Source organism: Streptomyces lydicus (assembly GCF_004125265.1).
GTDB classification, from domain to species: Bacteria; Actinomycetota; Actinomycetes; order Streptomycetales; family Streptomycetaceae; genus Streptomyces; species Streptomyces lydicus_C.
Genome location: NZ_RDTE01000001.1, coordinates 35651 through 50181, shown reverse-complemented (window position 1 = coordinate 50181; position 14531 = coordinate 35651). Strand labels below are relative to the sequence as shown.

14 protein-coding genes are annotated in these 14531 nt (G+C 71.0%); 7 read left to right on the top strand and 7 right to left on the bottom strand.

The annotated features are described in order from the left end of the window. Positions 1–25: 25 nt before the first annotated feature. Positions 26–1192: a protein kinase domain-containing protein gene (locus tag D9V36_RS00215; protein WP_129291861.1), complete on the top strand. Its 1167-nt coding sequence runs from the start codon at positions 26–28 to the stop codon at positions 1190–1192. Positions 1193–1199: 7 nt separating this feature from the next. Here D9V36_RS00215 and D9V36_RS00210 read toward each other — a convergent pair whose 3' ends face one another. From D9V36_RS00210 to D9V36_RS00195, 4 genes are all read right to left on the bottom strand, one after another. Continuing rightward, complete coding sequence (locus D9V36_RS00210; protein WP_129291860.1) at positions 1200–1643, bottom strand: hypothetical protein; 444 nt, start codon at positions 1641–1643, stop codon at positions 1200–1202. Positions 1644–2101: 458 nt separating this feature from the next. Continuing rightward, positions 2102–2488: a hypothetical protein gene (locus D9V36_RS00205; protein WP_206739569.1), complete on the bottom strand. Its 387-nt coding sequence runs from the start codon at positions 2486–2488 to the stop codon at positions 2102–2104. After that, positions 2485–3621 carry a hypothetical protein gene (locus D9V36_RS00200; protein WP_129291859.1) on the bottom strand — a complete coding sequence of 379 codons (1137 nt, stop codon included), beginning with the start codon at positions 3619–3621 and terminating at the stop codon, positions 2485–2487. Before D9V36_RS00200 ends, D9V36_RS00205 begins: the two co-directional genes overlap by 4 nt. Positions 3622–4318: 697 nt before the next feature. Continuing rightward, positions 4319–4567: a hypothetical protein gene (locus D9V36_RS00195; protein ID WP_129291858.1), complete on the bottom strand. Its 249-nt coding sequence runs from the start codon at positions 4565–4567 to the stop codon at positions 4319–4321. A 381-nt stretch (positions 4568–4948) separates the two neighbouring features. On the opposite strand from D9V36_RS00195, the gene D9V36_RS00190 reads away from it, so the two are divergent. The 3 genes from D9V36_RS00190 to D9V36_RS00180 all read left to right on the top strand — a co-directional run bounded on the left by D9V36_RS00190 (position 4949) and on the right by D9V36_RS00180 (position 7559). After that, on the top strand, positions 4949–5743 hold the full coding sequence (locus tag D9V36_RS00190) for a hypothetical protein (RefSeq protein ID WP_241720618.1): 795 nt from the start codon (positions 4949–4951) through the stop codon (positions 5741–5743). Positions 5744–5934: 191 nt separating this feature from the next. Next, the gene (locus tag D9V36_RS00185) at positions 5935–6393 is read left to right on the top strand and encodes a hypothetical protein (RefSeq protein ID WP_129291856.1); all 459 of its coding nucleotides are present in this window, start codon (positions 5935–5937) and stop codon (positions 6391–6393) included. Continuing rightward, the gene (locus D9V36_RS00180) at positions 6390–7559 is read left to right on the top strand and encodes a hypothetical protein (protein WP_129291855.1); all 1170 of its coding nucleotides are present in this window, start codon (positions 6390–6392) and stop codon (positions 7557–7559) included. The genes D9V36_RS00185 and D9V36_RS00180 overlap by 4 nt, the downstream gene beginning before the upstream one ends. Positions 7560–7584: 25 nt before the next feature. Here D9V36_RS00180 and D9V36_RS00175 read toward each other — a convergent pair whose 3' ends face one another. Then, a complete protein-coding gene (locus D9V36_RS00175) occupies positions 7585–7845 on the bottom strand; it encodes a hypothetical protein (RefSeq protein ID WP_129291854.1) in 261 nt (86 codons plus the stop codon). Positions 7846–8029: 184 nt separating this feature from the next. On the opposite strand from D9V36_RS00175, the gene D9V36_RS00170 reads away from it, so the two are divergent. The 3 genes from D9V36_RS00170 to D9V36_RS41595 all read left to right on the top strand — a co-directional run bounded on the left by D9V36_RS00170 (position 8030) and on the right by D9V36_RS41595 (position 10549). Next, positions 8030–9019: a TnsA-like heteromeric transposase endonuclease subunit gene (locus tag D9V36_RS00170; RefSeq protein ID WP_241720617.1), complete on the top strand. Its 990-nt coding sequence runs from the start codon at positions 8030–8032 to the stop codon at positions 9017–9019. 202 nt (positions 9020–9221) lie between these two features. Then, positions 9222–9935, top strand: coding sequence for a hypothetical protein (locus D9V36_RS00165; RefSeq protein ID WP_129291853.1), 714 nt, complete (start codon positions 9222–9224; stop codon positions 9933–9935). Between the two features lie 245 nt (positions 9936–10180). Continuing rightward, positions 10181–10549: a hypothetical protein gene (locus tag D9V36_RS41595; RefSeq protein WP_241720616.1), complete on the top strand. Its 369-nt coding sequence runs from the start codon at positions 10181–10183 to the stop codon at positions 10547–10549. Positions 10550–10663: 114 nt separating this feature from the next. Here the strand turns inward: D9V36_RS41595 and D9V36_RS00155 are convergent, their stop codons facing one another. Together D9V36_RS00155 and D9V36_RS00150 are read right to left on the bottom strand one after the other, a co-directional pair. Then, entirely contained in the window at positions 10664–11638 is a 975-nt protein-coding gene (locus D9V36_RS00155) for a hypothetical protein (protein WP_129291852.1), read from the bottom strand. Then, complete coding sequence (locus tag D9V36_RS00150) at positions 11638–14463, bottom strand: DEAD/DEAH box helicase (RefSeq protein WP_431357629.1); 2826 nt, start codon at positions 14461–14463, stop codon at positions 11638–11640. The genes D9V36_RS00155 and D9V36_RS00150 overlap by 1 nt, the downstream gene beginning before the upstream one ends. Between the last annotated feature and the right edge of the window lie 68 nt (positions 14464–14531).

The following is a 14531-nucleotide window of genomic DNA, read 5'->3' as shown; positions in this document are numbered from 1 at the left end:
CACGTCGCGCACCGAAGGGGGAGCCGTGCAGGCAGGGACCGTGCTGGACGGTCGCTACCGGCTGATCGAGCCCGTCGGCGCGGGCGGGTTCGGGCAGGTCTGGCAAGCACACGATCCGAAAGTCGACCGGCTGGTAGCGGTCAAGGTCCTCACCGGTGACGGCAGCGCCGACCACGACCGGCAGGCGGCCCGGTTCGCCCGCGAGGCCGCGGTCGCCGGCGGCTTGTCCCATCCCCGCATCGTCACCGTCCACGACTTCGGCTCCGCGACGCACCACGGACAGCCGTACGCCTACCTGGTGATGCAGCTGCTCCCCGGCAAGTCCCTCAGCGCCGTCCTGGAAGCCGGCCGACTGCCCCTGCCAAAGGCCCTGTACACGGCGTCCTGCGTCGCCGATGCCCTGGACGCCGCGCACGAGGCGGGCCTCACCCACCGGGACATCAAACCGTCCAACATCATGGTCCGGGACAACGGCGAGGCCACCGTCGTCGACTTCGGCATCACCAAGGGAAGCGACGCCCGGCACGACATCACCACCACCGGCGTCCTGATCGGCACCCCGGCCTACATGGCCCCCGAAGCGCTGTCCGGCACCTTCGACCACCGCTCCGACCTGTACTCGCTCGGCTGTGTGCTCTACGAGGCGGCCACCGGCCGCCGGCCCTTCACCGGCACCTCCTGGCACCTGATCAACCAGCACCTCAAAGAACCACCCACCCCGCTGCGCACCCTGCGCCCGGACGCTCCGGTAGAGCTGGAGGAGCTGGTCGCCCGGCTCCTGGCCAAGGACCCCGCCCACCGGCCGGACAGCGCAGATGAGGTCTATGACCTCCTCGAGGAGATCAACGACCGCTACTTCGGTGACACCCCACCGCCCAGCCGCGGGGCGGACGTCACTTCCGAGGTCTGGCTCCACCCGGACGAAGCCACCGGCGGTGCGGTCATCCCCATACGCATGACCGCCCACGAAACCTGCCCCGCGTGCGCCACCACGGGAGACGAGACGAAGGTGTTGGACTGCGCCATCTGTAGAGGGGAGGGCAGGGTCGCCAGCAAGCGGCGCACCTTCAAGATCCGCATTCCTGCTGGTGTCCGGAACGGGCAGAAGATCCGGCTCAGGGAATTCGGCGCACCGGGGAAACACGGCGGCGAGCCCGGAGACCTGTACGTCACCGTGCAGGTGACCGGCTGATCGTCACTCAGGCGCTGGTCTCCGGCCGCACAGTGTCGTTGTCGGCCTCGGGCACGGCCTGGCCGTCGTCGATGCCCCAGAGCGCGCGGGCGAGGAAGTACAGGGCGACCATCCCGGCGTAAATGAACGCCCCCCATGCGAAGACCAGCAGGAAGATGTTCGCGTCGCCGCGCGGGACGCTGTAGGCGACGCCCTGCCCGGTGGTGAACAGCCACGGGAACCAGGCGGAGCGGACGAAGCCCGGGTCGGCGTACCGGCCGCCGCCCCGGCGCCACGACATCAGCGGGACGGACGCGAAGCCGACACTGGCCAGGCAGTACATGAAGGCGAAGAAGCCGTTGGCGATGAACTCGCGGCCGTTGGTAATCCCGAGGTAGGCGACCCCGGGCAGGAAGAGCACGGCCGGCAGGCCGAAGCCCAGCACCTCGCCACGGTCTCGAACCTTCGCCACGCTCTCCCCCTTGCTGCTGTCGACGTCGTAGTGGGCACCGTACCGGCCGCGCCCGGCCGGACCGCTGCGGGCAGCGCGTCGTCGACCGGGCCGTCCCAGACGCGGACCACGCTCCTGTGCCCCCATACCGCGGTGCCCGTGCGCGGCGCGAGCAGGTCGACGGTGTAGCTCTCGTCAGTATTCGACACGAGGGTTTGGTTCCGTCTCGGGGCCGAGGACGTCTCCGTGCCGGGCAGGCGGTGGTGAACTCCATCAGGCGGTGATCGCGGCGCGGGTGGCGTGCCAGTCCCCGCCGGCCAGGCGCGCTTCCTCCTGCAGCCACATGGCCCGGCGGTGGTCGGCGAGCCGCGGCCACCAGATCGGTCACGCCGTCCACCGCCTCCCTCCGGTGCGCCCGCAGCGTCGGCGGCGGCGCGCTCGGCGCGCCGGCCGCGCTGCTGGAACCAGAGCGGGGTGTTTCAGTCGTCGGGTGCGCTTCCCACCCAGGCGATCGGCTGGCCTGCGCTGTTGTGCCCCCAGTGCGGTTCCTCCATCGACGTCTCGTGACCGTCGTTCAGGACGCAGATGCGTCCCCAGCGGCCGTGCTTGCCCAGACAGATCCGGGTGAGCCGGTCAGTGTCGCCGTCGCGCACGGCCTGGTCGTAGCGGTCCTGGAACGGCTGGAGGCGGGCGCGCAACTCCCTGCCGAGCTGCGTCTCCCCCGCCTGGCCCCGCGCCCTCGCCTCCTGCACGCACGGGTCGGACAGCACGAACGAGATGACCTTCTCCGCCTCCGCGAACGCGCTGATGCGGATGTGCCGCCGTACGGCCTCCCGCACACGCTGCTCCTCGCGGTCACCGGTCACGGCCTGTCTCCTCTCCGCCTGAACGGGGCGAGAGCGGGGACGGCCGCAGCGGCCTGGTCCGCGGCCGGCCCCGGCAGCGCCACCAGCGCGCCGCTCTCGGCCGCCGCACTCTGCCCATCGGCGTCGTCGGGCTCGGCCCCGCCGTTCGCACCGGTGAGGTCCTCGCACAGCCGCAGGTCGAGGTCGATGGCCGCGGCGTCCAGCCGCGCCCACTGCTCCTCGGTCAGGTCACCCAGCACCGCCCCGAGGTGGTGCAGAGCGAACGCCACGACGCTCGGGGCGGCCTCGTGCAGCACGTCGCCGATCGCGGCACGGTGCGCGTCTTGGTCCAGGCCGCCGCCCGACAGGACATAGGCCGACTCGTACGCGCCGGCGGCCCGTTCGCTGACGGTGTTCCTCGCCACCGCGCGCACCCCCGTGAGCCCGTGCTCGGTAACCAGCAGCTGCTCGATCGCGCTCTCCGGCACCGTCGTGCCGGTCGCCGTCGTGACGTCCTTCGCGTCCAGCGCCGCGCCCGGGGCCGCTTCCCGCGCCACAGGCTCCGAGGCGGGCGAAGCCGGCTGCCGGGGGTGGGCGGCCGAGCCCGGATCGGGCACGGGCGCCGGCGTCGGCGTCCCGGTGGCTGGGGCACCGGCCTCGCCCAGGGCCTCCAACGCCCGGCGCCGCTCGGCGGTGTTCGGGTGTGTGCGCGGCAGTACGGTCTCCCGGACGAACGCCTGCAGCCGCTCCAGGTCGGTCCGCTCACGCTGCCGCGCGTCCGCGAGATGCACGGCCAGCTGAGCAGTCCCGGCCGCCCGGCCGCCACGCTGCGCCCATTCCCGGTCCGCGGAGTGCAGCAGCGTCTGGTCCGCGGCCATCACCCCCTCGTCCCAGCCGTCCTCGAACACCGGACCCCGAGCGGCCGGCGCCATGCCGACCAGCTCCGCAACCTCGCTCAGATTCAAGGCGATCCCGCCCACCTTCACGGCGGCGACCAGGTCGTCCGCCTCGCTCGCGGGCACGCCCTGGGCGGCCAGGACCGCAAACAGCTTCATCCGGGCGTTGACGGCCGCCGTCTGGTACTGGCTCCCCCGCCGTACGGGATCGCCGCTCAACTCCCCGTCAGACGTCGCAGAGTTCTCAGGCTCGGTCATCGTTCGTCCTCCGGGGTCGTGACCGCGAGGCCGTAGTGGTCGAGGTAGGCCGGGATAAATAAGGCCAAGGCCCGGCCGGGATCGTTGACGTGATCAAACCCGGCCCATGACCGCACCACCTTCGCACTCCTCACGAACCTGATGCCAGCGGCGCACCTCCGGCTCACTCTCGGGGAGTTCGCCTCCCGCGATGCCTCATCTAGGCCCCCGGCATCGTGACGCTCTGCACCCGCCGTTGGCGCCGGTGAGGTCCTCGCACACGAGCGAGCATGAGCTGTCCACGCGCCTCCGGCGCGGGGGCGCCCGCCTCCCACCGCCCGGCCACCTGCTCACGGGCCGCGGGCTTGTCTGCTCCGCGCTGGCTGTCCGGCCGGGCCGCCGGTAGGGGCAGGACGCGGTAGGGGTCGACGACGGACGGTGAGTTGGTAGGCGAACGTGTGACTCTGGAGGGTGTGCCGGGGCGTCAGCCGCACAGCTCCATAGCGGTGGTGGACAGTTCCCTCTGCCGCGAGGCCATGGCCCGGAGGGCCTCTTCCGGGTGGTCGTGCACCACGGGCCGGGCGAACTCGGTCAGTGGGCGACGTCGTCCGGTGCGGGGGCGATGGCGAGCAGGCCCACGATCTGCGACCACAGCCTGCGCACGCGCTGCGGCTTGAACGTCAGCCGCATAGAACCGTGAGGGCGAGCGGATCGCGGGTTACAGTGGGCGGCCCTCCGGCGGCAGCCCGTAGAGGAACCGCAGTGCGGAGCCCAGCTCGGGGCCGGTCTCTTCCCAGAGCATCCGCTCGATCCGGTCGTCGGGGTGCTCTGCGTATCGCTCGTGTGCGGCGTCGTTGAAGCGGAGATCGATCTGTGCCGTACCGAAGTCCTCGGCAGGCAGGCAGCCCAGATTCTTCACCGACGGCTGGCTGGGCAGGGGGACCGCGACCACTACGCACATGCCCATGCCGGCGGTCACCACAGCGTTGCCGATGTCGAGGGCCGGGCGCTGGGACCGGCGGCGGCCTTGGCAGTGTCGGCCAGGGAGGGGAGCAGGACGGTGACGCGGGCGGCGGGAGCGGTGCTTGCGGCGCGGGTGGCGTGCGAGGCGGCGCGGGCCTCGCGCCAGCCCCTGCCGGCCAGCCGCGCCTCCTCGCGAAGTCACATGGCCCGGCGGTGGCCGTCCCCCGCTGAGACGCTTGCGGCGACCGCGACCGCGACCGCGACCACGGAGCGCGCGAGCGCCGGGCCGGGGCCCGCTGGACTACGCTGCGCGCTGTCATCGGGCTAGGGGAGGCCGACTGTGAGCAAACACGCGAGCGGTTCCGAGAGGAACCGGAGGGAGCCGTTGTCGAGCGTCGCGCGGCAGCTGTGGGCGTTCTCCGGTAACGAGTGCGCCTGGGGCGACCCGCACTGCTCAATGCGGCTGGTCACCGAGGAGGGCGCCTGGGTAGGCAAGATCGCCCACATCATCGGAGCCGAACCCGGGAGCGCCCGGCACGAGGAATGGGACGGAAAGGACGTCGAGCAGCTGCGTGACTTCGACAACCTGCTCCTGCTGTGCGGGGTGCACCACGACCTGATCGACAGCAGCGTCACGCGGCACAACTACACCGTTGAGTACCTGCGTGCCGTCAAGCACAGGCATGAGGCCAAGTACCGGTACACGGCCGAGAACATCGAGGCTGAGTTCCGGGATACCGTCGACGGCTCCCTGGTCCGGCCCGCCGCCACCATGCGCCGGTACTTCACCTGGGAGGGCATTGCCCTGGAGCCGTCAGAGGAACAGGAGACGCTCGACCTGGTCAACCGGTTTGCCGGGCGCATCGGAGGCCTCACGCGAATCGCCCGTCAAGTGCTGGTCCTCGTCGTGAACGAGGGGACCCCTGACTTCGACCTGGTGCGAAGGCGCTTCTCGACAGATCGGCAGACGCTGCTCAGCGTGGTGCGCGAGTTGGAGAAGGCGGAGATGGTCTATCTCCACGACGAAGAGTTCGACGAGGACCGCGGGCAGCTGTCCCTGATCTCCGGCGCACTGGACGGGGGTATCGAGATGTGGTCTCAGTTCCGGAACTTCTGCCGCGACGAGGACGTCGACTTGAAGGACATCCTGGTGGGCCTCGATTTCTCCCGCCTGGACTGAGCCCGCGCGGGCTCAGTCCAGGCCGACGCGCACTGCCGCTTCCCGCCCTACTGGAAGGCCTGCGCCGATATGCCGCCCCCCGGTACACGCACAAAGCCAGCGGCTCGCAGAGCCCGCCCGCTACGCCAATACCGGCAGGATGAACCACGTCCGCCCCGTGCACACGAGCAGAGCAGAAGGAGAACGCACCGATGCCGATGGACATGGAGTTCCCCGTCCCGGACTTCGAAGAGGCCGCGCGCACCCGCGCCATACAGCGCGAAGGCGTACGCCGGGCAGTGGACCACGGACGCCTGGCCCCCGATATCGGCGCAGCGATGACGTCGCCGGAAGCCGGCGACTGGCTCGCCTCTCAGGGCTTCGAAGTGGTGGCCTCCCTCGACGACCTCCAGGGCCCCTCCAGCGGCTCCGTTCAGATCCCCACCCGCCTCGCTGACCGCGAGCTGTCCGGCCACGCAGATCTCGACAACCCCTGGCAGCGCCTCCAGCTCTACCGACGGCTGCTGCTCACCGGCACCGCCGAGCAGCAGCGCCAGCTCCTCAACCGAGAGCTCCTGCGGCAGATGTGGCCCCACAGGATCGGCCCGCCCGCCCTCCTGAAGACCTGGGAGGACCGCTTCCCTGAGCTGCGCCACACCCCCAGCCCGTGAGGAACGAACAGCAGCTCGAGGTCGCCCGCCTGGCACTCACCGCATGCGGCAGCCGCGGCTACAGCCTGTCGGGAAGCCTGGCCATGCAGGTGCACGGCGTCCGCGGCGCCCGCGACTCCGACGACGTGGACCTGTTCGTCAACCAGCTCCTGGACGATGCCGACACCGCCCGCCACGACGTCGCCCAGGCGCTGCGGGCAGCCGGCTACCACGTCGAGCAGGCCGCCACCTGGGGAACCACCGACGGTGTGGCGGCCGCGCAGAACGGTGAAATGGTGGTCAGCCACCCCGAGCACGGCATGGTCACCGTCCAGATGGTGTGCGTCACCCGCTACCTCAAGCCGGTCGAGCGCGACGGGATGCCAACAACCGCGATCGGCGAGTGCCTCTACCGGAAGATCGAAGCGCTGCAAAACCGCCTGGGAGCAAAGGACTTCCTCGACCTGGCCCTGCTCCAGGCACACATGGGCCAGGCCAACGCCGACCGCTACATCCGCGTCTACGTCACCGGCCTCGCCCAGCACCAAGGCAGCCCGGAAAGCGAACTCCGACAAGACCTCTACCAGTCGTTCGCCCAGGTAGCCCAGATTCCCGACGAAGCCTTCGCCGCCTACGGCTACACCGCCTCCCAAGCCGTCGAGCTGCGCACCGCGATCCTGACCTGGGCTGACCGCCTGGCACATGAGTACAACCCGATGCGCCGCGCCGCAGCGATCGCCGCCGGCCACCTGCCGATCACCTACCAGGACGCGCAGGCCGCGCTGAACCGCATGGCCTACAGCCCCTCGATGACCCGGCTCTCCGACCAGCAGCTCAGCTCCTGGCGCGCCGAGGTCACCTCCCAACTCCTGCAGGCTATGTCGGCCCGGCAGAACACCCAGCACGCCCAGAACCAGCTGCAGCCGATCTCCGGCGAGCTGGAACGCCGCGCGCAGCTGACCCCGCACGAACGGGCAGCAGAGGACGCGGTACGCAGGGCAGAAGAAGGCGAGCGGATGGCCGGCGGCGACCCCGGTCGCCTCGGCCCGCTCGGAGTCCTCAACCGCCTCCAGCCACCCCCGCCCATACCGCCGACGTCCCGCCCCCCGCCAACCGAGGCACTGCTGCACCAACAACACCTTCGAGCCCACCCGTACAACCAGCCCGGCACGGGCAGACAGACCTAGCCGAGCCGGTCCTGCCGATCCGCACTCAGCCCTGTGGCTGTCGTCCGGCTCGTGGGCGGGTGCTGCCGGGTGTGCGCCGCTGCCGGTCGCCGGTGAGCGCGACGATCCGGTGGAGCGGTACCGCGATGACCGGGTGTCCGCCGGTGGGGGAGAAGCTCAGGTCGTCGGTGTCCGACTCGTAGGAGGGCGCGGCGGGGGAGAGGAATTTCCCTGCCGCAGCGGCGGCTCGTCGCGGTCGCCCCGGGTATTGGCGTCGTCGTTCCAGCTCAAGTGCTCGTCCTGGCACCGGGCCGCCGCCCAGAGCAGCACGAAGCCCGCGTGCTGCCGCAACATCCACACTCGCCGTCCCGCGAGACCGACCCCTCGGCACTGCACACTCTGCGTGCGTAGGCCGAGAAAGGGCAGAGCCCTGCACCGTGGATTCGGCAAAGCACCGTACAGCGCAAAACCAGCTCTGCCAGCATGAAACGGTGACACGAACGAGGGCGCACCAACTTCACGACGGCGTAGAGATCGGACTGCGGTTCGAGGAAGGGCGACCGGCACGGTGGATGCCCGTCACCGACGTCGACGTCCACGACCTGGTCCGCGCACACCCTTGGCGGCGCCACCTCACCTACCGCGGCGAGCGACTCGACCTCGGGATCTATGCCGCGATCAGCACCGGCCAGAGTCCGGTGGCCACGGACGGTATCTGGGAACGCATGGAACTGGCGGACTTCGACCCCACCGTGCGGTCCATGATCGGCCAGCCATTCAAACTCCGCGCCGAACACGGCCCCGGCAAAGCGGGCTACATTCCCGACCTGATGCTGATCAACAACGACGGCAAGATCACCCTCGTCGACAGCTCTCCGACGGCCGGCGAGCTGTGCCCCTCGGAGCGGGTGCTGGACTGGGCCGAGGAAGTCATCAACGCCCGGGGCTGGACCTACGAGTGGTGGACGGGCCCCAAGGACGCACAGTACTACACCAACGTCAAGGCCCTGGGGGGCTTCTGCCGGCCCATGCACCCGGTCCAGCAGGCCCTGATCGAACCCATCCTCGCCCTGTGCGCCGACGCGGAACTGCCCATCCACGCAGTCGAGAAGAGCCTCACCAACGAGAAGATGCCCCAGCCCATGGTGCGGGCCGTGATCCAGCACCTGCTGTGGTGGGGCGACCTGACCACCGACCTTCACCGCCCGATCACCACCGGCACCCGCCTGCGTACCGACCCGGCGGCCCGCAGGCCCGCACCGGACCAGTGGGACGTCGCAACCCGCCTGATCCTCGGACACCACCGGGGCACCATCGTCCGCTGCGAGGGCGATCAGCTTGTCGTCGACCTGGACCCCTCCGGGTTCGGGCAGGGCGAACGCAGCTTCAACCGCCACGATCTCGCCGAGGAAGCCACCGCCCTTCCCACCGCCTACCAGCGCCTGCTTCTTCCGGCCCAGCCGTTCACGGTGCCCCGCTGACCGGCGCCCGGCACGGCTGGAAATTCCGAACGATGTACAGAATTTCCAGCTCGCCGAGCCCGACCCCGCAGTGACGCTCACGGCAAGACCGACAAGGCTGCCCCGAAGGCAGCGTCGCCGCGCCGCCCGCGCATTGCGCTCAGCGCAACAGGAAACCTGACCAACCAGCCGTCGTAGGTACGACTTCAGCAGCGAGGGAAACATGAGCGCGGTGACCGAAGGCGACATCTCCCCCTGGGCCACGGCCATCCACCGGCTCGTTCAATGGGTCGGCAACGGACGCACTCTGACCACCACCGGCCAGCTCCGCGTGGCTGATGGCCTCGAACTTGTGCAACTGCTCGGAACCGGCGACGACCCGCATGGGGGCACCGGCCAGCGTCGCCTCTCCTCCTCCTGCAACCTCCCCGTCCTCCAGGGACTGTTGACCGGCGCCGTGGACGCCGGGCTGCTGCGTACCCAGCGGGGTCGCCTGATCCCGGTCAAAAAGTACGCTCAGCAAGCAGCTACCGGGGAAGGCGTCCGCCGCCTCCTCGTAGCGAACGCGCACCACTCCGCTCAAGCAGCGCTAGCCCCTGAAGCCGCACACCCCGGTCGCGGACGTGTTCGCCTCGCCGCCCTCTGGGCAGAACTGTCCCGCGACCGGGAGAGGTCCCTCGTCGTTTCCGAACTGGCCGGCACGCTCTTGAACACGACCGCGCCTGGCACCGGCGCCATCGAGCAGACCCGGGACAGCGGTGTGCGCGCCGATGAGCGAAGGGAATTCGCCGAGGTGGTCTCGTGGGTCCTGCTGGACTATGCCTACCTAGGACTCTTGGCCGTGAATCCAGACCAGACCCTCGTGCAGCTCACCCCGACCGGCAGCCGAGAATACGACGAACGCCTCGCCCCTACAGCAAAGGCGAGTCCTTCCTGATCCTCCGGTGGCGTGCCTTGGCCGCGGAGACAATGAGCAGATGGATCTCATCGCCAGGTGGCCTGCCGCCGGTGTCCCACGGCCATCACCGTCCGATCGGCCGAGCACGCCGAACCGGAGCTGGGGACGGCCGGCCGGACGAAGGGCTCAGGCGACGACGGCCATCTGTGCCCGGCCTGCTCGAAGCCGCCGGCCGAGCGCTCTGGCCCGTACGTGCCGGACCTGTCGAGCCACGGGTGGAGCGCATGGAAGATCATGCCGGTGCTGCGGCCGGCGGGTTCGCCCACGAACCCGGCGGCGCCATCTGGCGATCGGGCTCCGACTTCTGCTGGGAGGAGTCGGTGTGGCGGGATGGCGACGAGCGGGTCGACGGCGCCGAGCTGTGCGTCCGGGAACCCTACGCGGTGGGCCGGGCGAAGAGGGAAGGCAGCGTCGGGACGTACACGGCCGCGGACCGTGCGCACCACCGCGCGGGCCTGGACCGTCTCACCCGCTACCTCGCCGACCAGGGGTACAGCGTCATCGAGGACGCGCGCGGCCGCGAGAAGACGCCCCTGATCTTCTACTGGCTGTCCGGACACGAGAGCGACGTACCCGCCGCGATGTACGCCTGAGAGCGGCGGTGGTCCTCGCCGCGGACGGGATGCGGGGCAGACGCTGCTGTGCCTCACCGGCCGTGCAGCAGCCCGGAGTTGAACCAGGCCACGCCGCTGCGGGGACCAGGGGGATCAGGCGGTGGGCGAGGCGCCTTCGGCAGAGCTCTGGTAGACCGCCAACCGGGCTGCGTCCCGCTCGGGCGTCAGCCGCCTGACGGGGTCCACGAGCGGATTCTGGCGGCGCTTGAGGGCCTGGCTCAGAAGGTCGGCCGCGCGAGCGGAGGCCGCGCGAGCCAGGAGCTGGTGGGCCGGATCGCCGAGGTCGGGCAGCGACGCGGCGGCGGCCGGCTGTGCCGGCGGTGCGGGCAAGGGCGGCAGGTCAGGGGCGGCGTGCCATTGGCGCCGGTAGTAGAGGTTGCGGGCGTCGACGGTGGGGTCCGGGAGGCTGTCGGGCCGGTAGTAGGGCTGTGCGCTGGGGTGTTCGGGGTCGTCCACGCGGGCAAAGAAGTCCCCGGGGGCGCACCCGCCCAGCAGGAGCAGAGTCAGGGGCTCGCGCTCCAGGGTCCGGGCGAAGTACTCGATCAGGGCGGCGATGTGCTCGCACACGCTCTTGCGGCTGCGGCAGGGGCAGTCGGAGGTCTTGATCTCGCGGCACGTGGGCAGCAGGTTCACATCGAGACGAGTGGCCAGGTCAAGGATGCGGAGCATCGCCTCGTCGCTGGATTCGGTGGCGAGCTGGTGGGCGTGGGGGCGGGCGGCAGCGGCGAGCAGAAGCCACTGCTCGTCGGACAGACGAGGCCAGAACACGTCGAGGGTGCGCGGGTAGCCGTGTGCGAGGCCGGGGTAGGCGAGCGCGGGCTCCGCGTCCTTGTCGAGGAGGATGAGGCCGCTGAGGCGACCCGGCCACACCTGAAGCCCGGTGATGTCCCCGACGTACGGCATCCCGGCGTTCAGGCGCTCCTCGTCGCGGCGCTGCTGCATCAGCTCCCCGTACCAGGCCTCGCGGACCGGCCCGGCATGCCGATCCTCGGCGTCGTCGGCCGGGATGGCCGCGCGGTGCTCGTAGACGGTCCCGTAGAGCTCGTTGTAGGTGCAAAAGAAGACCATCAGCGTCCGTGCCTCCGTAGCGCGACGAGGTCGGCGAGCTGGTCGTCGCCCAGTTCGGTCAGGCCGAGCTGTTCGGCGCCCAGGACCATGTCTGCCGTCTCGCGTTTGACGGCCAGGAGCTGGTGAACCTTTTCCTCCACGGTGCCCTCGGCGACGAAGCGGTGGATCTGGACCGGCCGCGTCTGCCCGATGCGGTAGGCGCGGTCGGCGGCCTGGTCCATCACGGCCGGATTCCACCACTGGTCGACCTGGAAGACGTGCTCCGCGCGGGTCAGGGTCAGACCGTTCCCGGCCGCGCGCAGGGACAGCAGGAAGATGGGGAAGGCGCCGTCCTGGAAGCGTCCGACGAGCCGGTCGCGCTGCCCGGCCGGCGTGCTTCCGGTCAGCACCTCGTACGGGATGCCGCGCCGCTTCAGGTGCGACGACAGCAGATCGAGCATCCCGGTGAACTGCGAGAACACCAGCCCCGCCTGCTCCTCGGCCAGGATCTGGTCGAGGAGCGTGTCCAGCAGGTCGATTTTGCCGGAGCGCCCGGCGACGGCCGGATCAGCTTCCTTGAGGTACTGCGCGGGGTGGTTGCAGATCTGCCGCAGCGAGGTGAGCAGCTTCAGGACCAGGCCCCGCCGGTTGATGCCGTCGGCCGCCCGGATCTGCTGCAGCGCCTCGCGGGTGACCGCCTCGTACAAGGACGCCTGCTCGCGGCTGAGCGGCACGACCTGGTCCGTGTCGGTCTTGGGCGGCAGCTCGGGGGCGATGCCGGGGTCGGTCTTCTTGCGCCGCAGCACCAGCGGGGCGATCAGCGCGGCGAGCCGGGCCGCGGCCGCCGTGTCACGGCCGGCCTCGATCGGCCGGGCAAAGGCATCCCGGAACGCGGGCCAGGTGCCGAGCAGACCGCTGGTCGCCCAGTCCAGCAGCGCCCACAGGTCCGCGAGCGAGTTCTCCATCGGGGTGCCGGTCAGAGCCACCCGGCTCCGGGAGGGGATCTTGCGCAGAGCCGCGGCGGTGCCCGACAGGGCGTTCTTGACCGCCTGGGCCTCATCGGCCGCCAGAAGCGACCACGGAGTCCCGGCGAGGCGGTCGGTGGAGCGGCGCAGCGTGCCGTAGGTGGTCAGGACCACCGCGTCGGCGGGCAGCAGGTCCAGGGTGCGGGACGGGCCGTGGAAACGACGGACGGGCACGGTGGGCGCGAAACGTCCGATCTCCCGCTCCCACGCGCCGAGCATGGTGGCCGGGCACACCACCAGCGTCGGCCCCGCCGTCGCCGCGTCCTCCTGGTTGAGCAGGTGCAGGGCGATCAGCGTGAGGGTCTTGCCCAGGCCCATGTCGTCGGCCAGGATCCCCCCGCCGACCGGCCCGGTCGTCAGGTGATGGAGCCAGGCGAGCCCGCGACGCTGGTAGTGCCGCAGCTCGGCCTTCAGCCCGGCCGGCACCACCACATCGGGGTGCTCGGCGCGGGTCAGGGCGCCGCGCAGGTCGGCCAGCCAGCCGGTGGGATGGACCTCGACGATCTCCTCGCCGATCCGCGCGCTGCCACTCAGCGCGCACACCAGGGCCTGACCGGCACTGACCTGCCCGAGGCGCCGCTCGCGCACCCGGCGCAGCAGGGCCGCATCGACCCGCACCCAGCGGTCCCGCAGCCGCACGAACGGCCGGTGCCCCTCGGCGAGGGCGTCCATCTCGGCGTCCGTCAGATCCTCGTCGCCTATGGTGGCCCGCCACTGAAAGTCCAGCAGCTGCTCCGCGCCCAGCAGGCGGGCGGGGGCGACAGCCTTCGGGCGCGGGGCGATGACGGTGCGCCCGGTCAGGGCGCGGATCAGGTCGCGGGGCCAGTGGACGGCGCAGTCGACCCGGGCCAGCCGCGCGACCGCATCGCCGAGCAGTTCGTCGATCTCGTCCTCGTCCAGATCCAGCGCCCCACGGCCGCTCGGGTCCTCGAGCAAGCGGGCGAGCGGTGGCCAGGCCCGGGCGGCGCGGCGCAGGGCGAGCAGGGATTCCATCTGCCGCGTCGCGTCCGGGGTGTTGGGCGAGGGCACGGCACGCCACAGAGTCCCGGCGTCCGCGACCCGGTGGCCGCCGACGCTGTCGTGGACCTGGACGACCGCCCGGACCCCGGTCTCGGCCCCTTCGGCGTCCAGCTCCAGGCGCAGCGACAGCCGCACGCCCAGCGCGGGTTGGCCCGCCATGCGAGGGCTGGCCAGGCGCAGGTGCGGCACGTGCTGGGGAGCACGGTCGGCGAACGCCACCTGGCCGGTGGCCACCGCGGCGCCGGGGGAACGGGGCAGGTAGTCGGCCATCGCATCGAGATACGCGGACAGCAGATGACCGGGGTCGCTCATCGACGGCCCGGAACCCAGGGAGGAGTGCGAGAACCCGCGGGCGTGCGCTTCGGGAGGCATAGCCGCGAGCAGCGCGTCGAACTCCTCCTGCCACGGCCCAAGTCCGGTGGTCTTCCACGCGTCGTACCCGTGCGCGGTGAGCGTCGGCTCCAGCCGGCCGTCGGCCACTAACTGCAGCGCCAGCAGGGCTGCGGCCCCCCAGAACTGGTTGGCCTCGTGGCCGTGGTCGTGGGTGCGGCAGTGCACCAGCAGCGGCCAGGCGTCCTCCAGGGCGAGGGTGTAGTACGGGACGCTGCCGGTCTTGGCCTTGCCGCCGGACCAGCGCACAATCATGGTGGTGCCCTCACCCAGGCGCGCCCCGGCCGGCACGGTGAGCTGGTCGGCCGGTCCCATCGTCGCGGCCGGACGCCAGAACATGAAGTGGCCGGTCCGCGGAGGGTCTGCGAGTACGAAGAACGCCGGGTAGTCCGTGAGCGTGTGCCGACCCAAGTCCGCCCGACCTCTCATCTCATACTGCGCCACCAGGGATCTTGCCCAGCCTGGCAGCGCCCACCGGC